Origin of the sequence: Micromonospora sp. WMMD975, from assembly GCF_029581215.1 — a bacterium.
In the GTDB taxonomy this organism is placed as follows: domain Bacteria; phylum Actinomycetota; class Actinomycetes; order Mycobacteriales; family Micromonosporaceae; genus Micromonospora.
Map to the genome: position 1 here is coordinate 3,052,702 of NZ_CP120739.1, position 23,012 is coordinate 3,075,713.

Below are 23,012 nucleotides of genomic sequence, written 5' to 3' on the forward strand. Positions count from 1 at the left end.
CTACAGGCGGACCGGCAGCGCCTGGAGGCTGCGGTTGAGCAGCGAGGGCTGCCAGCGCGCCCCGGTCGTGGCGAGCGCCAGTGCGGGCGCGGCGGCCAGCAGGTCGGTGAGGGCCGCGCCGGCCACCAGCCGGGCCAGCGGCGCGCCCAGGCAGAAGTGGCCGCCCTGCCCGAAGCCCAGGTGCGGATTCGGCTGCCGGCGCAGGTCCAGCTCGTCGGGGCGGTCGAAGCGGGACGGGTCCCGGTTCGCCCCGGCGGTGACCACGTAGAGCCGCTGCCCGGCCCGCAGCCGCGCACCGGCCAGCTCGACGTCGTCCCGGACGTGCCGGATGGACATCTTGGACGGTCCGTCGAAGCGCAGCAGCTCCTCCACGGCCACCGGCGCCAGCTCCGGATCGGCCCGCAGCAGGGCGAGCTGGTCGGGGTGGCGCAGCAGGTTCCAGGTGCCCACGGCGATCAGGTTGCTCGTGGTCTCGCCGCCGGCGAACGCCACGTGGGTGAGCATGGCCACGAACTCGTCCTCGCTCACCGACTCCCCCACCAGGCCGTTGGCGAGCGCGGCGCTGATCAGGTCCTCGCGGGGCGCGGCCCGGCGGGCCCGGACCAGCGCCCGCAGGTAGTCGAAGAGGTCCAGCAGGGCCCGCTGCGAGCGCTCGTGCTCCTCCGGCGACTGCACCGCGCCGAGGGCGAGGTCACCGACCTGGATCGCCCAGCGCTGGAACATCGCGGTGTCCTCGACCGGCACGCCCATCCAGGCCGCCGCGACGGTCGCCGGCAGCGGCCGGGCGAACTCGGTGACCAGGTCGATGACGTCGCCGGCGCCGGCCCGGACGGCCAGCCGGGTCACCGCCTCCTGCACCATCGGGCGGTTGCGGCGCACCTGCCGGGCCCCGAACGCGCCCCGGAAGACGGCGCGCAGCCGACGGTGCTCGGGCGGGTCGACGAAGACCATCCACCCCGCCATGATCGAGAAGGCGCGGGCGGCCTCCGGGCTGAGCAGGTCCGGCGGGGTCTGGGCCAGCATCGGCCCGATCCGGTCCGCGGAGATCGCCGGCTCGGTGTAGCACGCCGTCGCCGCGTCGTAGCCGGTCACCAGCCAGGCCCGGTGCACCGGGCTCCAGTGCACCGGCTCGGCGGCCCGCAGCTCCGCCAGGTACGGGTACGGGTCGGCGACGAGGTCGTCGTCGAGCAGGTAACGGTCGGTCCGGGTGGCAGTGGTCATGGGGTGCGCTCCAGCAGCTCGGCGGCGAGGTCGGCGACGGCCGCCACGCCCGGGTCGGTGACCATGCTCCGGTGGGTGCCGGGCAGGTGGTGCACGGTGAGCGCGCCCGGGAACATCTCCCGGCAGCGCTGTTCGTAGCCGGGCCCGTCCTCGCCGGCGACCACCGACGGGCGGCCCGGGCCGGCGGTGGCCGCCTCGGCGGTGACCAGCAGGTGCGCCGGCCCCCGGTAGGGCTGGGGGCGGTAGCCGGCGGCGGCGCGCAGCAGCGCCGTCCACATCGCCACCGGCCAGTCCGCGCCGAGTTCCGCCTCGGCCTCGTTGACGCCGGCCGCCACCAGCGTGGCGACCAGCTCCCGTTCCTGGCTGAGTCGGGCCGGGGTGCCCGGGGTCAGCTCGCGGATCGCCGCGCGCATCGCCACCGCCTTCTCCAGCAGGTCCAGCGCCTCGGTGACGGCGAACGTCCCGGCCTCGTCGGGCACCGCCGGTTCGAGGAGCAGCAGCACGTCCACCCGCTCGCCGGCGGCGGTCAGCCGGACCGCCATCTCCTGGGCGATGTTCGCCCCCATCGACCAGCCGAGCAGCGCGTACGGGCCGTGCGGCTGGTGCGCCCGCAGCTCGCGCAGATAGTCGTCGGCCAGCCCGGTCATGGTGTCGGCGTCCACGCCGCCGTCGATGCCCCGGGCCTGGAGGCCGCGCACCGGCCGGCCGGCGGGCAGCGCCTGGGCCAGCGGCAGGTACCAGGCGACGCTGCCGCCGCTGGGGTGCACGCACCACAGCGGACGGTGGCCGGCGGTCCCGTCGCGCAGGGTCACCACCACGCCCGCGTCGCGGCGTGCCGCCGTGCCGGCCGGGCCGGGTCGCCGGGTGGCGAGCACGCCGGCCAGCGCCGCCACCGTCGGGTGCTCCACCAGGTCGGCCACCCCGACCGGCAGGCCCAGGTCGCAGGCGCGGGCGGCGAGCCGCACGATGGCCAGCGAGTGCCCGCCGAGGTCGAAGAAGTCGTCGTGCACGCCGACCCGGTCCAGCCGCAGCGTCTCCGCCCACAGCTTCGCCAGCGTCACCTCGACCTCGGTCCGCGGCTCCAGGTACGGGCGGTCCGGCTCGCTCGCCGCCGTCGGCGCCGGCAGCGCGGCCCGGTCGAGCTTGCCGTTGCCGGTCACCGGCAGCGCGTCGAGCGTGACGAACGCGGCCGGCACCAGGTAGGCGGGCAGCCGGTCCCGCAGCCAGCGGCGCAGTTCGGCGGCGTCGGGCAGGTCCAGCCCGGCGGCCGGCACCAGGTAGGCGACGAGGCGGGCGTCGCCCGGCCGGTCGGCGTCGGCGGCGTGGGCGGCCACCGCGGCCACCGCCACGTCCGGCCGGGCGGACAGCACCGCCTCGATCTCACCAGGTTCGATCCGCCGGCCCCGGATCTTCACCTGCCCGTCGACCCGGCCGCCGAAGTCCAGGCTGCCGTCGGCGCGCCACCGCCCCCGGTCACCGGTGCGGTACAGCCGACGTCCGCCGCCGGCCGGGTCGGGCACGAACCGGTCCGCGGTCAGCCCGGGCTGCCCGAGGTAGCCCCGGGCCAGGCACTCGCCGCCGAGGTAGATCTCGCCGGCCACGCCGACCGGCGCGGGCCGCAGGGCGTCGTCGAGCACGAGCACCGTGGTCCGGGCCAGCGGCCGGCCGATCGGCACGCTCACCGCGTCGACCGGCAGGTCCCGGACCTGGTGCGCGGTGACCACGAAGATCGCCTCGACCGGCCCGTACCCGTTGACGATCCGCAGGTGCGGCCAGCGGGCGGCCAGGTCCCGGCAGTGCGGCGCGGACGCCGCCTCGCCACCGAGGACAAGCTGCCGCAGCTCGCCCAGCCCGGCCGGCTCCTCCTCGACCGTCAGGTTGAACAGCGTGGTGGTGAGGAACGCCGTGGTCACGCCGTGGCGGCGGATCGCCGCGCCGATGCCGGCGGGGGTGACCGGCTCGGCCGGGTAGAGCGCGCAGGTGCCGCCGTGCAGCAGCGGACCGAAGATCTCGAAGATCGCCGCGTCCCAGTTGACGCTGCTCACGTGCAGCACGGTCTCGTCCGCGCCGAGGTGGGCGAAGTCCTGCCGCAGCAGCGAGTCGACGACGGACCGGTGGGTCACCGCGATGCCCTTGGGCCGCCCGGTGGAGCCCGAGGTGTAGAGCACGCACGCCAGGGCGTCGGCGTCCGGCGCCGCCGCCGGCGGGTCGGCCGGCTCGGCGGCGAAGGTCTCCTCCGCGAGCGTGAGCACTGTGGTGATCCGCTCGGGCACCTGGTGCCGCCAGGCGGGCTGCGCCAGGACCAGGTCGGCGCCGGCGTCCGCCGCGAGCAGGTCGAGCCGGCGGCGCGGGTCCCGCGGGTCCATCGGCAGGTACGCCGCGCCGGCCTTGAGGATGCCGAGCATGCCGACGATCAGGTCCACGGACCGCTCGGCGCAGAGCCCGACCACCCGCTCCGGCCCGACGCCGTGGCGGCGCAGGTGGTGGGCGACCCGGTTGGCCCGCGCGTCCAGCTCGGCGTAGCGGACCGGACCGTCCGGGGTGACCAGCGCGACCCGCCCAGGCTGGGCGGCGACCTGGGCGGCCAGCACGTCGACCAGGCTGCGCGGGTCGTGCGTCGCGGCGGCGACCGTGGGTCGGGTCCGCTCGGTCGGGGTGGGCACCCCGGGCGCCGACTCCGGGTCGGCGACCATCCGCGCCAGCAGCGCGCAGTACGCGTCGGCCAGCCGCGCCACCTCGCCGGGGGACATCCGGCCGGCGTCGGCCTCGAAGGAGACCCCCTGCGGGCCGGTGGTGACCATCAGCCCGAAGTTGGTCCGGGCGATCTCCTCGATCTCCTCCTTGTGCTCGCTGCCCAGGGCGTGGAAGTGCACGTAGTTGAAGGCGGTGTCGACGAGCACCTCACCGGCCCACCGGCCCCGTTGCAGCTCGGCGAGGGGGAACCGCCGGTGCGGCAGGAGGTCCCGCTCGGCGGCGAAGACGTCGCGCAGCAGCCCCACCCAGCTCGTGGCGGACGACCGCAGCCCGAACGGCACCACGTTGAGGAAGAGCCCGCGCATGCCCTCCGCGCCGGCCCGCTCCAGCCGCCCGTTGGTGGCGAAGCCGGTGGCGTACGCCGCGCCGTCGGCGAGCTGCCCCATCAGGTGGTGGTAGGCGGTGAACAGGACCGTCTTGCGGGGCACCCCGGCGCGGGCGGCCAGCGCGTCGATGCCGGCCGTCAGGTGCCGGTAGTCGCGCAGCACCTCGCAGGTGGACTTGTCGGCCGGCTCCGCGCCGACCGAACGCGGCACCCGCACCGGCGGGAACTGCTCCACCATGGCGTCCCAGAACGCCCGGGCGGCCGGGTCGGCGACCGCGGCCCGTTCGAGCGCCACGTACTCGGCGAAGCGGGGCACCGGACCGGCCGGTGGCTCCTGCGCCGCGCCGTTGACCGACCGGCGGTGCCGGTCGACCAGCTCGGCGATGAGCGAGGTCAGGCTCCAGCCGTCCAGGACGGCGTGGCAGTCGGTGATGGTGAGCCGGTACTCGGCGTCGTTGAGCACGTGCACGTGCAGCCGGATCAGCGGCGGCTCGGCCAGCTCGAACCAGCGCACCGACTCGGCGTGCAGATGCTCCCGGACCCGCTGGAGCTGGACCTCCTCCGGCAGGCCCCGCAGGTCGTCCACCCCGACCGGCAGCGTGGCCCGCTCGTGCACCAGTTGCAGCGGCTCCTCGTAGGAACTCCAGTCGAACCCGGTGCGCAGGATCTCGTACCGGTCGACGACCGCGTCCGCCGCGGCCCGCATGGCGGTGGCGTCGAACCCGGCCGGCTCCTGCACCCGGAAGCTCGTCACGTTGTGGTAGGCGCCCTTGCCGGCGTCGGCGAGCAGCTCGTAGAGCATGCCCTGCTGCATCCGGGTCAGCGGGTAGGCGTCCGCGAGCCCGGCCGGCAGCCGGCCCCGGTCGGCGGGCGCGACCATGGCGAACCGCTCCACCGACGGCGTCCCGGCCGGGTCGGCGGCGCGCCGGTCGGCAGCGGCGTCGACGGCCCGGGCCAGCTCGCCGAGCGCCTGGTGGGCGAAGACGTCGCGCAGCGACACGGTGACGCCGCGCCGCTCGGCGAGCCCCACCACGCGCAACGCGAGGATCGAGTCGCCGCCGAGGTCGAAGAAGCGGTCGCCGACGCCGACCCGGTCGACGCCGAGGGCCGTGCACCACACCTCGGCCAGCAGCCGCTCGGTGAGGGTGGCCGGCGGCACGTGTTCGCGGGCGGCGTCCAGCGTCGCGCCGTCGGCGTCCGGCAGCGCCCGCCGGTCCACCTTGCCGTTGGCGGTCAACGGCAGCGCCGGCAGCACGGTGAAGGTGGCCGGCACCATCGCCTCCGGCAGCCGCTCCCGCAGCCAGCGCCGCAGCTCGTCGCCGGTCAGGTCGCCGTCGACGACCAGGTAGGCGTGCAACCGGTGCTCGCCGCTGCGGTCCCCGCGGGCCACCACGGCGGCCTGACCCACCGCGTCGTGGCGCAGCAGGGCGGCCTCCACCTCGCCCAGCTCGATCCGGTGCCCGCGGATCTTCACCTGGTCGTCGGCGCGGCCCCGGTACTCCAGCTCGCCGCCGGGCAGGTGGCGGGCCCGGTCGCCGGTGCGGTAGAGCCGGGCGCCGGGGACGGCGGAGAACGGGTCCGGCACGAACCGTTCCGCGGTCAGCCCCGGCCGGCCGAGGTAACCGCGGGCCAGGCCGGCGCCGCCGACGTACATCTCGCCGGTGGCGCCGACCGGGACCGGCCGCAGGTGCCGGTCGAGCACGTGCACGGTCAGGTCGCCGAGCGGCCGTCCGATCGGGGAGGTGGCGTCGCCGGCCAGGTCGGCGGCGGTGACCAGGCGGTGCGTGACGTGCACGGTGGTCTCGGTGATGCCGTACATGTTGACCACCCGCACGCCCGCGCCGGGGCCGTCCAGCCAGCCGTCCAGCTCGGGCAGGTCGAGCTTCTCGCCGCCGAGCACCACGTGCCGCACGCCGAGGTCGGCCAGCGGCCGGTCGCCGAGCGCGGCGCGCAGGTTGCGGAACGCGCCGGGCGTCTGGCTGAGCATCGTCACCCGCTGGTCGGCGAGCAGCCCGGCGAACCGCCGCGGGTCGCGGGCGGTGGCCTTGTCCACCACCACGACCGTGCCACCGCGGGTCAGCGCGCCCCACAGCTCCCACACCGAGAAGTCGAAAGCGTACGAGTGGAACAGGCTCCACACCCCGCCGGGCGGCAGGTCGAGCGCGTCCACGCAGGAGTCCAGGAGACGGACCACCTGCCGGTGCGCGACCCCCACCCCCTTGGGGCGGCCGGTGGAACCGGAGGTGTAGATGACGTAGGCGAGGTGGTCGGCGTCGGTGACCGGCGTCGGGTCCTCGGTGGACGCGGAGGCGATCGTCGGGTCGTCCAGGCGCAGCAACCCGGCCGGCGCCACGGGCACCCGGTCGGCGAGGTCCGGCGAGACCACGGCCAGGCGTACCCCGGCGTCGTCGACCACGTAGGCCAGCCGGTCGCGCGGGTGGTCCGGGTCCAGCGGCACGTACGTCCCGCCGGCCTTGAGGATGCCGAGGATGCCGACCGCCAGGTCGGCGTCGCGGCGCACGCAGAGCGCCACCGGGGTCTCCGGCCCGACGCCGGCCGCGCGCAGCCGGTGGGCGAGCTGGTTGGCCCGCGCGTTGAGCGTGCCGTAGTCGACGCGCTGCCCGCCGGCCACCACGGCGACCGCGTCCGGCGTGGCGGCGACGTGCCGGGCGAACCGTTCGTGCAGCAGGTCCGACGAGGGGTAGTCGCCAGCCGGGGCGCCCCAGGCGGCGAGCTGCCGGCGCTCCTCGTCCGGCAGCAGGTCCAGGTCGGCAAGCGGGGTGTCCGGGTGCGCGACGACCTGCTCCAGCAGCCGCCGGTACTGCGCCGCCCACCGCCGGACCGTCGCCGGCCGCCACAGGTCCGACCGGTGGAAGAACGCGGCGGCCAGCCCGTCGGGGCGGCGCGCGGTCTGCAGGATCAGGTCGAACTTGACCGCGTCGAGGTCCAGGTCGAACCGCGCGCCGGTGACCGCGCCGAGGCGTACCGGCCGGTCGTCGTCGGCGTCGTCGAGGCTGAACATGGCCTGGAACAGCGGGGTCCGGTCCAGGCTGCGGTCGGGGGCGAGCAGGTCGACGACCCGCTCGAACGGCGTCTCCTGGTGGTCGTACGCGCCGAGCGCGTCGGCGCGGACCCGGTCGAGCAGGTCGGTGAAGGACGGGTTCCCGGCCAGGTCGGCGCGCAGCACCAGGGTGTTCACGAAGAAGCCGACCACCTGCTCGACCTCGGACCGGTCGCGGCCGGCGACAGGCGTGCCGACGCCGAAGTCGACCTGACCGGCGAGCCGGCCCAGCACCGCCTGGAACGCCGCGAGCAGCGCCATGTAGAGGGTCGCGCCGCGCTGCCGGGCGAACCGCTCCAGCGCGTCGACGAGCTCCGCCGGCACGGTGAGGTCGCAGGCCGCACCGGTGGTGGACCGGCGGGTTGAACGCTCGCCGTCGGTGGGCAGCTCCAGCGGCGGCAGCCCGCCCAGGCGACCCCGCCAGTACGCCAGGTCCCCGTCCCGCCGATCTCCGGTGGCCGTGCGGCGCTGCCAGGCGGCGTAGTCGGCGTACCGCACCGGCGGCTCGGGCGTGGGCGTCCCGGCGTAGAACGCCTCCAGGTCACGGGCCAGCACGCCGGTCGACCAGCCGTCCGCGACGACGTGGTGCAGGGTCAGCAGGACCACGTGGTCGGTCGGTGTGAGCCGCCACCCGGTGACCCGGAACAGCGGCCCGGTCTCCAGGTCGAACGGCTCCGCCGCCACCTGCCGGGCCGCCTCGGCGACCTCGGCGGCGTCGCCCGCGTCCCGCCAGTCGACGCCCGGCCAACCGGCCACGATCTCCTGCCGGACCACGCCGTCGTCGACGGTGAACCGGGTCCGCAGCGACTCGTGCCGCTCGACCAGGGCGGCGAACGCCGCGTCGAGCCGGTCGCGGTCGAGCGGCCCGGTCAGCCGCCACGCCACCGGGATGGTGTACGCCGCGCCGGCGCCGTCGAGCCGGTCGAGGAACACCAGCCGTTCCTGGCCGAACGAGACCGGCAGGTCGCGGGTGCCGTCGCCGCGGGTGATCCCCGCCGGGGCGGCACGCCCGGCGTCTCCGGCGAGCCGCCGGCGGAGCAGCTCCTGCTGGGCGGGGGTGAGCGCGGTCATCGGGTTTCCTCCAGTTTCCGGGCGAGCCGGGCGATGGTGCGGGCCTCGAAGAAGATGCGCAGGGTGAGCGGGGCGGTCAGTCGGTCGCGCAGCCGGGAGATGACCCGCAGCGCGGTGAGCGAGTGGCCGCCGAGGGCGAAGAAGTCGTCCTCGACGCCGACGTCGGGCCGGTCCAGCAGGTCCGCCCAGACCTCGGCGATGACCCGTTCGGTGTCGGTACGCGGGGCGACCCGGGTCGCGCCGGTCCGCCCGGCACCGACCTCGGGCAGCGCCGACCGGTCCACCTTCCCGTTGCCGAGCAGCGGCAGCGCGTCCAGGACCAGCAGTTCGGCCGGGATCATCGCGTACGGCAGGGCGGCCTCCAGGTGGTGGCGCAGGTCCGCCTCGGTGACGTCGCCGCCCGGGGCGCGTTGGGCGTAGCCGGCGAGCCGCCAGCCGTTCGGCCCGTCCGGGCGGGCCACCACGGCCGCCGCTCCGACCGCCGGGTGGCCGGCGAGCGCGGCCTCCACCTCGGCCGGCTCCACCCGGACGCCACGCACCTTGACCTGCCGGTCCAGCCGGCCCCGGAACTCCAGCGTCCCGTCGGCCAGCCAGCGCGCCGCGTCGCCGGTGCGGTACATCCGCGCGCCGGGCGGTCCGGCCGGGTCGGGCAGGTAGGCGGCGGCGGTGAGGCCGGGCCGGTTGCGGTAGCCGCGGCTGACCCCGGACCCGCCGATGTGCACCTCGCCGAAGACGCCCACCGGCGTCGGGCGCAGCGCCGCGTCGAGCACCCGCACGGTGGTCCCCGGCATCGGTACGCCGATGCCCACCGACTCGTACCGCCGGCCCGGGTCGAGGTCGGCGACGGTGGTGGTGACCGTGGCCTCGGTGGGGCCGTACTGGTTGACCACCCGGCGCAGGCCGGGCAGCGCCTCGTGCACCCGGGCCAGCAGCGCCGGGGTGCACGGCTCCCCGCTGAGCACCAGCAGCCGCAGCGCGGGCAGGGTCGCCGCGCCGACGTCACCGGCGTCGAGGAGCTGGTGCAGCAGCGACGGGACCATGCTCAGCAGCGCGGTGGGCGCGGGCCGGCCGGGCAGGTCGGCGGCGAGCGTGGACAGGTCGGACCGGTCGGCCATCAGCACTGTCGCGCCGACGGTGAGCGGGCCGACGCAGTCGCGCAGGAACGCGTCGAAGCTGGGTGCGGCGCGTTGCAGGACCACGTCGTCGGCGTCCAGCCGGTAGTGGGCGGCGATGGTGTCGAGGTAGGCGGTGACGCCGCCGTGCTCGGCCAGCACGCCCTTCGGCTCGCCGGTGGAGCCGGAGGTGTAGACGACGTAGGCGAGCTGCTCGGGCCGGGTGTCGACGTCCGGCGCGGTGGCCGGGTGGGCGGTGAGCGCCGCGCCGGAGACGGAATCCGGGTCGAGCACCAGCCGCACCCCGGCGTCCCGCTCCAGGTGGGCCAGGCGACGCGCCGGCAGCTCCGGGTCGAGCCCGACGAACGCCCCGCCGGCCTTCCACACGCCGAGCACGGCGACCACGGTGTCGACGCACCGGGGCAGCCGCAGCCCGACCCGGTCCTCCGCACCGATCCCCCGCTCCCGCAGGTGGTGGGCGAGCCGGTTGGACCGCCGGTCCAGCTCCGCGTAGGTCAGCTCCCCGCCGGGGCCGACCACCGCCACCGCGTCCGGCGTGGCCCGCACCTGACCGGCGATCCGGTCGAGCAGCGAACGGAACGGCGCGGCCGGCCGGACCACCGCCGGGGCGGTGGCGGCCTCGACCAGCGGCAGGTCGTCGATCCGGGCCGTCGGGTCGGCGGCGACCGCCCGCAGCAGCCGGACGTACGCGTCGGCCATCCGCTCGATCGTGGCGGCGTCGAAGATGTCGGTGGTGTAGTCGAGCGCGCCGGCCAACCCGTCCGGGCCGTGCACCAGCTCCAGGGTCAGGTCGAGCTTGGCGGCCCCCCGGTCCACCGGCTGCGCGACACCTGTCGTGGCGCCGAGCCGCAGCGTGTCGAGCGTCCAGTCGTTGTAGCTGAACAGCGCCTGGAACAGCGGTGAGCGGCTGAGGTCGCGGTCCGGGCTCAGCTCCTCGACGAGCCGGCCGAACGGCAGCTCCTGGTGCTCGTACGCGGCGAGCGCGTCGTCGCGGACCCGGTCGAGCAGGGCGGCGAAGGCGGGCCGGCCGGACAGGTCGGCGCGCAGCACGAGCGTGTTGAGGAAGAACCCGACCACGTCGCGGACCTCCGGGCGGCCCCGACCGGCGACGGGCGTGCCGACCGCGAAGTCGGCCTGCCCGCTCCACCGGCCCAGCAGCGCCTGGTAGGCGGCGAGCAGCGTCATGAACAGGGTCGCGCCGTGCGCCCGGCTGAGTCGTTCCAGCGCGGCGAGCAGGTCCGGTTCGACGGTGAACCCGACGCTCGCCCCGGCGCCGCCGCGCGCCTTGGGGCGGGGCCGGTCGGTGGGCAGCTCCAGGGTGGGCAGGTCGGCCAGCCGCCGGCGCCAGTGGTCCAGCTCGCCGGCCAGCCGGTCACCGGCGAGCCGGTCGCGCTGCCAGGCGGCGAAGTCGGCGTAGCGCACCGGCGGGCGGGGCACGTCCACCCCGTCGTAGCCGGCCTCCAACTCGCGCACCAGCACCGCCGCCGACCAGCCGTCGGAGACCGCGTGGTGCATGGCGAGCAGCAGCAGGTGGGTGTCGCCGGCCCGCCACAGGACGGCCCGGAACAGCGGCCCGGTGGTCAGGTCGAACGGCCGGCGGGCCACGTCGGCCAGGTCGGCCTCCGCGGCGGCCACGGTGGCCGCGTCGCGCCGCTCCAGGCCCGCCCAGCCGGGCGTGACGTCCTGCCGGACCACGCCGTCGACAAGCGTGAACCGGGTCCGCAGCGACTCGTGCCGGTCGACGAGCGCATCAAGCGCGGCGGCCAGCCGGTCGGCGTCCACCGGCCCGGTCAACCGCCAGGCCAGCGGAACGGTGTACGCCGCCCCGGCGCCCTCCAGCCGGTCCAGGAAGACCAGCCGTTCCTGTCCGAAGGAGACGGGCAGCCCGGCGGTCTCCTCGCCCCGGCTGATCGGGGCGAGCACCGGGTCGGCGTCGGCGAGCAGGCGGGCCAGCCCGGCGATGCTGCGGGCGGTGAACAGATCCCGGAAGGTGATCTCCCGGCCGGTGCGGGCGGCCACCGCGCCGACCACCCTGATGGCCAGCAGCGAGTGCCCGCCGAGGGCGAAGAAGTCGTCGTCCATGCCCGGGTCGGCGACGCCGAGCACCTCGGTGAAGATCTCCGCGAGCTGGCGTTCCCGTTCCGTCGCCGGCTCCCGCCGGCCCGCCCCGGTGGCGTACGTCGGCTCGGGCAGGGCGGCCCGGTCGACCTTGCCGTTGCCGGTCAGCGGTAGCTCGTCGAGGACCACCACGGCGGCCGGCACCAGGTACGCCGGCAGCGTCCGCCCCAGGTACGCCCGCAGGTCGCCCAGCTCCGTCGGGTCGGCGGCGACGTACGCGACGAGGCTCAGCGCGCCGGCGCGGTCCGGCCGGGCGAGCACCACCGCGTCCCGGACCGCCGGGTGGCGGCGGGCCGCCGTCTCTACCTCGCCCGGCTCCACCCGGAAGCCACGGACCTTCACCTGCCCGTCGGCGCGGCCGACGAACCCCAGCGCCCCGTCGACGGTCCACCGCACCAGGTCGCCGGTGCGGTAGACCCGGCCGCCCGGCGCGCCGAACGGGTCGGGCAGGAACCGCTCGGCGGTGCGGGCCGGCGCGCCGACGTACCCCCGGGCCAGTCCGGCGCCGCCGAGCAGCAGCTCGCCGACCACCCCGACCGGGACGGGCCGCAGCTCCCGGTCCACCACGTAGGCCGTGGTGTGGTGGATGGGCCGGCCGATCGGCACCCGGCCGGCGTCGCCGGTCGGCGCGGTCACCGGGTGCCAGGTGGCGAACGTGGTGCACTCGGCCGGGCCGTACATGTGCCGCAGCCGGTCGGGACCGACGTGGGCGAGCAGCGCGTCCACGGTGGCCGGGTCGGCGGCCTCGCCGCCGAAGAGCACGTGCCGCAGCCCGCGCAGGGCGTCCGGGCGTTCCCGGGCGACCTGGTGGAACAGCGCGGTGGTGAGGAACAGCGTGGTGACCCGGTGCCGCGCCAGGTGCTCGGCGAGCGCGGCGGTGGAGAGCGCCACGTCGGGCGGGGTGACCACGATCGTCGCGCCGGCGACCAGGGTGGCCCAGACCTCGAACGTGGCCGCGTCGAAGATCGGGTTGGCGGCGAACGCCACCCGGTCCTCCGGCGTCAGGTCCAGGTATCCGCCGTCGTGGACGGTGCGGACCAGGCCCCGGTGAGTGATGCCGATGCCCTTCGGGCGGCCGGTGGAGCCGGAGGTGTGCACCACGAAGCCGAGCTGCCCAGGGTCGACCGCGACCGCCGGGTCGGCCGCCGGTCGCCGGTCCACATCGGCGGCGTCCCGGACCAGGTCGACGACGCGGCAGTCCAGCCCCGCGCCGTCGTGGTGCCCGGCGACGGTGACCAGCAGGGCGGCGCCGGCGCCGGCGACCATGTGCCGGCTGCGCTCGGCCGGCTGGTCGGCGTCCAGCGGCAGGTAGGCGCCGCCGGCCCGGAGCACGGCGAGCTGCGCGCGGACCAGTTCGGCCCCGCGCGGCAGGCTGACCGCCACCACGGTCTCCGGGCCCACCCCGAGGTCGACCAGGTGGTGGGCGAGCTGGTTGGCCCGCCGGTCCAGCTCCGCGTACGTCCAGACGGTCGCGCCGTCGACCACGGCGGGTCGGGCGGGATCGGCGGTGACCCGGTCGGCGACGAGGTGGTGCAGCGGTCGGGTGGGCAGCGCCGGTGTCGCCGCGGTGCCCGCCGCCAGCAGGGCGTCGCGCTGCGCGGGGTCGAGCACCGGCCAGTCGCCGAACCGGCTGCCCGGGTCGCCGGCCAGCGCGTCGAGCAGCCGGACGTACGCCTCGGCGAGCCGCGCCACGGTGGCCGGGCCGAACAGGTCGGTGGCGTACTCGAACAGGCCGGTCCGGGTCCCGTCCGGCGCCTCGTCGACGAAGAGGGTGAGGTCGAACTTGGCGGTCCGCCAGCCCAGCGGCAGCTCGGTGACGGTCCGGCCGGGCAGCCGCAGCGCGGTGACCGCGGTGTCCCGCAACGCGAACATGGTCTGGTAGACGGGTGTCCGGCTGAGGTCGCGCTCGGGGCGCAGCTCCGCGACCACCTGTTCGAACGGCACGTCCTGGTGTTCGTAGGCACCGAGGGTGGCCTCCCGGACCCGCCCGACCAGCTCGGTCAGGGTCGGGTCGCCGGTCAGGTCGGCCCGCACCGCGAGCGTGTTGACGAAGAAGCCGACGACGTTCTCCACCTCGGCGCGGGACCGGCCGGCCACCGGCGTGCCGACGGCGAAGTCGTGCTGCCCGCTCCACCGGCCCAGCAGCGCCTGGAACACCGCCAGCAGCACCGTGTGCACCGTGGTCCGCTGCTCCTGGGCGAACGCGGCGAGCCGGCGCAGCGCGTCCGGCGGCAGCGCGAAGCGGTGGGTGGCGCCGTCCGCGCCGAGCACCGCCGGGCGGGGCCGGTCGGTGGGCAGTTCCAGCGCGGGTACGCCGGCCAGGGCGTCCCGCCACCAGTCCAGCTCCGCGGCGAGCCGACCCGGGTCGAGGTCGGCGCGCTGCCAGCGGGCGAAGTCGGCGTACCGCACCGGCGGCGCGGGTGGCGTCGCGCCGGCGTAGAGGTCGCCGAGTTCGCGGGCGACCACGCCGAGCGACCAGCCGTCGGCGACGACGTGGTGCAGCACCAGCAGCAGCACGTCGTGGTCGGGCAGGCGGACCAGCGTGGCCCGCCACAGCGGCCCGGTGGCCAGGTCGAACGGCTCGCGGATGCGGGCCGCCGCCAACTCGTCGGTCCAGGTGTCCGCGTCCACCCGGGCCAGCTCCACCGCCGGTTCCGGATCCACCACCGGCACGTCGCCGGCGAACCGGGTCCGCAGCGCGTCGTGCCGCACGGCGAGCCGGTGCAGGGCCCGGCGCAGGGTGGTCTCGTCGAGGTGACCGTCGACCCGCCAGGCGACCGGGATGACGTAGCTGGGGCTGTCCGGGTGGATCCGCTGGAGGAACAGCAGCCGTTCCTGGCCGAACGAGGCCACCGCGGGCGCGTCGTCGCCGCCGGCCACGAGCGCCGGCGCGGTGTCCCCGTCGGGCGCGGCGGTGACGGCCTCGGCCAGGTCGGCGACGGTCAGCCCGCCGAACAGGTCCCGGATGGACACCTCGACGCCCAGTTCCTCGCGGAGGCGGGCGATCAGCCGCACGGCCAGCAGCGAGTGCCCGCCGAGGGCGAAGAAGGTGTCGTCGACACCGACCCGGGCCACCCCGAACACGTCGGTCCAGACCTTGGCGAGGCGTTCCTGCGCCGGGTTCTCCGGGGCCCGGTACGCCACCGCCAGGTCGGGCCGGTCCGGCGCGGGCAGCGCCTTGCGGTCCAGTTTCCCGCTCGGGGTCAGCGGCAGTTCGGCCAGCGGCACGAACGTCGACGGCACCATGTAGCCGGGCAGCCGTTCGGCCAGCCGGTCCCGCAGCGCGTCCAGGTCCGGCCGGTCCCCCACGACGTACGCGACGAGCCGCTTCTCGGCGGCCTCGCCGGTGGCCACCACCACCGAGGCGCGGACGCCCGGCTGGTCGTCGAGCACCGCCTGGATCTCGCCCAGCTCCACCCGGTTGCCGGCGAGCTTGAGCTGCTCGTCGACCCGGCCCAGGTAGTCGACCACGCCGGGGCGGTGCCAGCCGGCGAGGTCGCCGCTGCGGTACATCCGCCCGCCCGGCTCGCCGTACGGGTCGGGCAGGAACCGCTCGGCGGTCAGGCCGGGCTGGCCGAGGTAGCCGCGCGCGAGCTGCACCCCGGCCAGGTACAGCTCCCCCGGGCCGTCGCCCGGTGCCGGGCGCAGCTCGGCGTCGAGGATGTGCAGTTGGGTGTGGTCGACGGCCGCGCCGATCGGCACGCTCGCCCCGGACCACTCCGGTTGGCAGGCCCACGCGCTGACCTCGATGGAGGCTTCGGTCGGGCCGTAGAGGTTGTGCAGCTCGACGTCGGGCAGGGCGCGCAGCACCCGGTTCTGCAGGTCGGTGGGGAGCGCCTCGCCGCTGGCCAGGATCCGGCGCAGGCTGTGGCAGTCGGCGACGCCGGGTTCGCCGACGAACAGGGCCAGCATGGTCGGGATGAAGTGCGCGCTGGTGATGCCGCGCCGCCTGATGGTCTCCACCAGGTAGCGGGTGTCCCGGTGCCCGCCGGGCCGGGCGATGACCAGCCGGGCGCCGACCATCAGCGGCCAGAACAGCTCGTGCACCGACACGTCGAAGGCGTACGGGGTCTTCTGGAGCACCCGCTCGTCGGAGGTCATGCCGTACTCGTGCTGGCCCCAGCGCAGCCGGTTGACCACGCCCCGGTGCTCGACCACCACGCCCTTGGGCCGGCCGGTCGAACCGGAGGTGTACATGACGTAGCAGGCGTTGCGCCCGTCGACGGCGACGTCGCACGGCTCGTCGGACTCTGCCCCGGTGTCGGCGAGCGTCAGCTCGGGCAGGCCGGGCAGGCCCAGGTCGACGTCCATGCCCGGGCCGCGGACCAGGACTTTCGCGCCGCCCTGACCGGCCATGTAGGTCAGCCGGTCGGTGGGCAGCTCCAGGTCCAGCGGCAGGTAGGCGGCGCCGCTCTTGAGCACGCCGAGCAGCGTGACCAGCAGGTCCAGGGACCGCTGGGCGCCGACGGCGACCACCGTCTCCGGACCGGCGCCGGCCCGGCGCAGGGCGTGGGCGAGCCGGTTGGCCCGCCGGTCCAGGTCGCGGTAGGTCAGCTCCGCGCCCTCGAACTCCAGGGCGACCGCGTCCGGGGTACGCCGGACCTGTGCCTCGACCAATCCGTGGATCGTGCTCACTGGTTCTGCTCCTTCAGTGCCTGCTCGACGTCCTCGCTGCTCATCGCCGCGATCTCGGCCATCAGCCGGTCCTCGACGGCGGCGGCGAGCCGGGCCACGGTGGGCTCCTCGAAGAGGGTGCGGACGGCCACCTCGCAGCCGAAGGCCGCGCGCAGCCGGATGGCGACCCGGGTGGCGAGCAGGGAGTGGCCGCCCAGGTGGAAGAAGTTGTCGTGGATGCCGATCCGGTCGACCCGCAGGACCTGCCGCCAGATGTCGGCGACCGTCTCCTCGGTCGGGGTGCGCGGCGGTTCCGCGTCGGCGGCGGGCGCCGGCCGGTGTCCGGCCGGGTCGGGCAGCCGGTCCCGGTCGACCTTGCCGCCGACGGTGCGCGGCAGCTCGTCGAGGACGATCAGCACGGCCGGCACCATGAATCCGGGCAGCCGTTCGGCCAGCCGGTCCCGCACCTGCGCGCCGGTGACGCCGTCGCCGGTCAGGTAGGCCACCAGCCGGTCCTGCCAGGCGACCACCACCGCGTCCCGCACGCCCGGGTGCTCCCGCAGCCGGGCCTCGACCTCGCCCACCTCCACCCGGAACCCGCGCACCTTTACCTGGCCGTCGGCCCGGCCGTGGAACTCCACCTGCCCGTCGGCCCGCCAGCGGACCAGGTCCCCGGTCCGGTACAGCCGGCCGCCGGGCTCCGGCCCGTACGGGTCCGGCACGAACCGCTCGCCGGTCAGCCCCGGGCGGCCCAGGTAGCCCCGGGCGAGTTGGGTGCCGCCGACGAACAGCTCGCCGACCGCGCCCACCGGCACCTCGGCGAGGTCACCGTCGAGCACGTACAGCGCCCGGTCCCCCACCGCGCGGCCGATCGGCACGACGCCGTCCACGTCGGCCGGCACGTCGTAGACGGTGGCGCTGATCGTGGTCTCGGTCGGTCCGTACGTGTTGACCACTGACACGTCCGGGTGGTGCCGGCGCCACCACGCCAGGTCCGCGGGGCGGACCGCGTCCCCGCCGAGCACCAGCAGCCGCAGCCGGGCCGGACTCCAGGTGGGCGCGGTGGTGCCGTCGCCGGTGACCTCGGCGATCAGCTCGGTGAGGTAGCCGGGGACCACCTCCATCACGGTCACCCGGTGGCGTTCCACGTCGGCGACGATCTGGGCCGGCGCGACCAGCCCGTGCTCGGGCAGCACCAGCGCCGCGCCGCAGGACAGCGCCGGGAATATCTGCTCGATCGAGGCGTCGAACGCCAGCGCGGCGAACTGCAACACCCGGTCGGCCGGACCCAGCCCGAACCGCCGCCGCATCCGCGACACGTGCGCCGCCATCGCCCCCCGCGACACCCCGACCCCCTTCGGCCGACCCGTCGACCCCGACGTGTAGATCACGTACGCCAACTGCGCCGGATCCACCGCCACCGCCGGGTCGTCCTCCCGGCCACCGTCCGGCAGCGGCCCGTCCAGCACCACGGACGCGCCCACGTCGGCGGTGACCAGGTCGGCCCGCTCGGCCGGCCACGTTGGGTCGACGGGCACGTACGCCCCGCCGGCCTTCAGCACCCCGAGCACGGCGGCGAGCATGTCCACCCCGCGCGGCAGGCGGACCACCACCGGCGTCTCCGCCCGCACGCCCCGCGCCCGCAGCCACCACGCGACCCGGTTGGCCCGCGCGTTCAGCTCCGCGTACGACAGGACGCCGTCGGCGGCGATCGCGGCGAGCGCGCCCGGATCCCGGCGGGCCCGGCCCTCGAACGCCACCGCCGGGTCGGTCACCCGGCCGGGCGTCTCGGCCGCGCCGAAGCGCCGCAGCAGGGCGGTCTCGTCGGCCGGCAGCGCGGTCGCGCCGAGCCGGGTGTCCGGCGCGGCGGCCACCGCGGCGAGCAGTTCCTGACCCCGCCGCACCAGCCGGTCGATGGTGGCCGCGTCGAACAGGTCCGTGCGGTACTGCACGAACCCGCCGGCCGCGCCGGGTTCGGTGGTGAACGTGACCATCAGGTCGAACTTGGTGACGTCGAACGGGATCTCGGCGGGACGCAGCCGGGCGGCGCCGAGCCGGGGCGCGGCGATCGCCCGCGCCTCCAGGTCGAACATGACCTGGAACAGCGGGGACCGGCCGGACTCCCGGTCCGGCCGTAGCTCCTCCACCACCCGCTCGAAGGGCAGCTCCTGGTACTGGTAGGCGTCGAGCGCCCGGTCCCGCACCCGGCCCAGCAACTCGGCGAAGGTCGGGTCGCCGCCGGTGTCGGCGCGCATGACGAGGGTGTTGACGAAGAACCCGATGACGTTCTCCACCTCGGGCCGGGTACGTCCGGCCACCGGCACCCCGACGCCGAAGTCGTGCTGCCCGGTCCACCGGGACAACAGCGCCTGGAACGCCGCCAGCAGCGTCATGTAGAGCGTCGCGCCGTGCCGGCGGCCCAGCCGTTCCAGCCCGGCCACCAGCTCGGGGTCCAGGGTGAACTCGTGGGTCGCGCCGGCCCAGGAGGGGCGGGCGGGCCGGGGACGGTCGGTGGGCAGTTCGAGCGCCGGCAGGTCGGCCAGCCGTTCGCGCCAGTGCCCCAGCTCGGTGGCGAGTCGGTCACCTGTGAGTTCCCGACGCTGCCAGCCGGCGTAGTCGGCGTACTGCACCGGCAGCTCCGGCAGGGCCTCGCCGGCGTACGCGGCGCCCAGCTCGCGCACCAGCACGCCCATCGACCAGCCGTCCGAGACGATGTGGTGCATGGCCAGCACCAGCAGGTGGTCCGCCGGCCCGAGCCGCCAGACCAGGGCCCGGAACAGCGGGCCGGCGGCCAGGTCGAACGGGCGGTGCAGCTCCGCCCCGGCCCGGGCCACGGCGGTGGCGTACGGGTCGGTCTCCGCGGTCACGTCGTGCCAGTCGGCGGCCACCTCGCCGGCGGCGGCGACCCGCTGCGTCGGCGCCGTGTCGACCACCGGGAAGGTGGTCCGCAGCGACTCGTGCCGGTCGACGAGCTGCCGCAGGGCCCGGTCGAGCCGACCCCGGTCGAGCGGCCCGTCCACCCGCCAGGCCAGCGCCGCCATGTAGTCGGGCGCGTCCGGCTCCAGCCGGTTGAGGAACCACATCCGTTCCTGGGCGAAGGAGAGCGGGAAGTCGCCGCTGCGGCGCAGCCGGGTGATCGCGGGCGCGGGCTCGGGGCCGGGGCCGGCGGCGGCCGGTGGCAGGGCGGCGGCGAACTCGGCGATGGTCGGGTGGGCGAAGAAGGACCGGACGTCGACCGGCCGGTCGAGCGCCTTCACCAGCCGGGCCACCGCGAGCGTGGCGAGCAGCGAGTGGCCGCCCAGGTCGAAGAAGTTGTCGTGGACGCCGATCCGGTCGACCCGCAGCACCTGCCGCCACACGTCCGCGATCGTCTCCTCGGTCGGGGTGCGCGGCTCGGTGAAGCCGTCGGTCACCTCCGGGCGGTGTCCCTCCGGGTCGGGCAGGCGGCCCCGGTCCACCTTGCCGCCGACGGTGCGCGGCAACTCGTCGAGCACCACCACCACGGCCGGCACCATGAACTCCGGCAGCCGTTCGGCCAGCCGCTCCCGCGCCTGCGCGCCGGTGACGCCGTCGCCGGTCAGGTAGGCCACCAGCCGGTCCTGCCAGGCGACCACCACCGCGTCCCGCACGCCCGGGTGCTCCCGCAGCCGGGCCTCGACCTCACCGACCTCCACCCGGAACCCGCGCACCTTCACCTGGCCGTCGGCCCGACCGTGGAACTCCACCTGCCCGTCCGGCCGCCACCGCACCAGGTCCCCGGTCCGGTACAACCGGCCGCCGGGTGTCCGCCCGTACGGGTCCGGCACGAACCGCTCGCCGGTCAGCCCCGGGCGGCCCAGATAGCCGCGCGCGAGCTGCGTGCCGCCGACGAACAGCTCACCCACCGCGCCCACCGGCACGTCGCGCAGCGCGGCGTCGAGCACGTACAGGTCGCGGTCGGCGAGGGCGCGGCCGATCGGCACGGCGCCGCTGAGGCCGCACGGGACCTCGGCGACCGTCGTGGTGACGGTGGTCTCGGTCGGCCCGTACGCGTTGAGCACCGCCACGTCGGGGCAGCACGTGCCGAAGCGGTCCACGTCGGCGGGTCGGACGACGTCACCGCCGAGCACCACCGTCCGCAGCGCGCGCGGCACCGTCCCGCCCCGCTCGGTCAGTTCGGCGACCAGCTCGCCGAAGTACGCCGGCGGCAGGTTGACGAGCGTGACGCCGTGCCGGTCCAGCAGCGGCAGCAGCGTGGCGGGCGCGACGAGGCCTTGTTCGGGCAGCACGAGCGCCGCGCCGCAGGACAGCGCCGGGAATATCTGGTCGATCGAGGCGTCGAACGCCAGCGCGGCGAACTGCAACACCCGGTCGGCCGGACCCAGCCCGAACCGCCGCCGCATCCGCGACACGTGCGCCGCCATCGCCCCCCGCGACACCCCGACCCCCTTCGGCCGACCCGTCGACCCCGACGTGTAGATCACGTACGCCAACTGCGCCGGATCCACCGCCACCGCCGGGTCGTCGTCCCGGCCGCCGTCCGGCAGCGGCCCGTCGAGCAGGATGTCGAGGCCGGCGTCGGCGCGGACGACGTCGACGCGCTCGGCCGGCCAGGCCGGGTCCAGCGGCACGTACGCCCCGCCGGCCTTCAGCACCCCGAGCACGGCGGCGAGCATGTCCACCCCGCGCGGCAACCGGATCCCGACCGGACTCTCCGGCCTCACCCCCCGCTCCCGCAGCCACCACGCGACCCGGTTGGCCCGCGCGTTCAGCTCCGCGTAGCTGACCGTCGCGTCGCCGGTCAGGGCGGCAGCGGCGGCACCGTCCCGCCGGACCCGGTCGGTGAGGGCTGCCACCGGGTCGACCACCCGGCCGGTCACCTCGGCCGCGCCGAACCGTCGCAGCACCGCCGTCTCGTCCGCCGGCAGCTCCACCGCACCGACCCGGATCCCCGGATCGGCCACCACGGCCGCCAGCAACTCCCGGCACCGCCGCGCCAGGCGGTCGACGGTCGCCGCGTCGAACAGGTCCGAACGGTAGACGACTGTCATCGCCAGTTCGTCGCCGCGAGGCTGGGCGAACAGCGACACCGCGAACAGCGCCTTGGGCCGGTCGACCTCGAAGTCGGTGAAGCGCAGCGGGCCGGCCGACGGGCCGTCGCCGGGCACGTTCTGCATGGCGAACCAGGCGTCGATGAGCGAGTCGGTGTCCGGCCGGTCGGGGCGCAGCTCCTGGACCACCCGTTCGTACGGGACCTCCTGGTGGTCGAGGGCGTCGAGGGCGTCATCGCGGACCCGGGCGAGCAGTTCGGCGAAGGTCGGGTCGCCGGCCAGGCGGGCCCGCAGGACCACGGTGTTGACGAACAGGCCGATGAGGTTCTCCACCTCCGGGGAGTTCCGGCCGGCCACCGGCGAGCCGATGCCGAAGTCACGCTGCCCGCTCCACCGGGACAGCAGCACCTGGAAGGCGGCCAGCAGCGTCATGTAGAGCGTGACGCCGTGCTCCCGGCCGAGCCGGTGCAGCCCGGCCACCAGGTCCGGGCCGAGGACGAACTCGGTCGTCGCCGCCGCGTGGGAGGGATGCTCCGGGCGCGGCCGGTCGGTGGGCAGGGTCAGCGCGGGCAGGCCGGCGAGCTGGCGCCGCCAGTGGTCCAGGTCGGCGGCGAGCCGGTCACCGTCGAGTTCCCGACGCTGCGTCTGGGCGAAGTCGACGTACCGGACGGGCAGGTCGGGCAGCGGTTCCCCGGCGTACGCGGTGGCCAGCTCGCGGGCCAGCAGGCCCACCGACCAGCCGTCGGAGACGATGTGGTGCGTCGCGGCCAGCAGCACGTGCTCGGTGTCGGTGAGCCGCCAGGCGACCACCCGCAGCAGCGGACCGGTGGTCAGGTCGAACGGCCGCTCGGCCTCGGCGCCGGCCTGCCGGGCGATCTCGTCGGCCGAGGTGGCGTCCCGCCAGTCGATGGTGAGGTCGACCGACGGGGTCAGGACGACCCGGGGCGTGCCGTCGCGTTCCAGGAAGACCGCGCGCAGCACGTCGTGCCGGGCGACCACCGTGTCGAGCGCGGCCTGGAGTCGCGCCCGGTCGAGCGGGCCGTGCACCCGCCACATCGGGGTCGTGACGTACGCGGTGCCGTGGCCTGAGTCCAACCGATCCAGGAACCACATACGATGCTGGGAAAACGACGCAGCGTATTCATTCTGGACGCAGTTCGCTAGCTGTCGCAATTCAAATTCCCCTCGGCTGGAAACTGGCAGGCGACGGGCTTGTTCACGATCCGACAGGGCAGCCCGGCGCACCATTCAGCCGGGCCGTCGAAGCCCAATGCCGCCCATTCACCATTAGGCAGAAGGTGTGGCGAAGCGGAAATGCCACACGAGCAACTCATTCCGCCGGTCAGGTTGATCTAGAAAGTGGCCAGGTCACACACTGTGCTGTGTCACCAAGTGTCGGGATTTACCCCGCTACGACCACACCGCAGAGATCATCTACCCACTCCCCCAAGACCTTTACGATCCTTAAGTTCGTCAACCGCAGTGGATCCCCCGACATCTGCGGACAGCACTCATTCTGCAACGCCCGACAGCCATTCCGCAAACTCTCGGCTGTCGGGAAGCGGATGATCAGGAGGCCGATCGGGCGGGTCCGGGCGCTAATGACGGAGCCCTATTCAGGGTCAAGTTTTCAACGTTGCACCAGTTGAGCGGCGGGATGCGGACGACGCGGGCGGTGTCGGCCC

General features: G+C 75.7%; 4 protein-coding genes. All 4 read right to left on the bottom strand.

Annotation, left to right across the window (positions count from 1 at the left end; translation table 11 throughout):
* Genes O7613_RS13280 through O7613_RS13295 form a run of 4 tightly spaced genes read right to left on the bottom strand, consistent with a single transcriptional unit; the run spans position 1 to position 22,575 of the window.
* Positions 1-1,221: a cytochrome P450 gene (locus O7613_RS13280; RefSeq protein ID WP_281588245.1), complete on the bottom strand. Its 1,221-nt coding sequence runs from the start codon at positions 1,219-1,221 to the stop codon at positions 1-3.
* Complete coding sequence (locus tag O7613_RS13285) at positions 1,218-8,432, bottom strand: non-ribosomal peptide synthetase (protein ID WP_282294134.1); 7,215 nt, start codon at positions 8,430-8,432, stop codon at positions 1,218-1,220. The genes O7613_RS13280 and O7613_RS13285 overlap by 4 nt, the downstream gene beginning before the upstream one ends.
* Positions 8,429-16,318, bottom strand: a complete 7,890-nt coding sequence (locus tag O7613_RS13290; protein ID WP_282294135.1) for a non-ribosomal peptide synthetase — start codon at positions 16,316-16,318, stop codon at positions 8,429-8,431. Before O7613_RS13290 ends, O7613_RS13285 begins: the two co-directional genes overlap by 4 nt.
* Positions 16,315-22,575 (bottom strand): non-ribosomal peptide synthetase, encoded by a 6,261-nt coding sequence (locus O7613_RS13295; RefSeq protein ID WP_282294137.1) that lies wholly within the window; start codon positions 22,573-22,575, stop codon positions 16,315-16,317. Before O7613_RS13295 ends, O7613_RS13290 begins: the two co-directional genes overlap by 4 nt.
* Between the last annotated feature and the right edge of the window lie 437 nt (positions 22,576-23,012).

Bases quoted from the DNA above. Each gene is read 5' to 3' on its own strand.
- O7613_RS13280 (WP_281588245.1), bottom strand. From the start codon at position 1,221: ATGACCACTGCCACCCGGACCGACCGTTACCTGCTCGACGACGACCTC.
- O7613_RS13285 (WP_282294134.1), bottom strand. From the start codon at position 8,432: ATGACCGCGCTCACCCCCGCCCAGCAGGAGCTGCTCCGCCGGCGGCTC.
- O7613_RS13295 (WP_282294137.1), bottom strand. From the start codon at position 22,575: ATGGTGCGCCGGGCTGCCCTGTCGGATCGTGAACAAGCCCGTCGCCTG.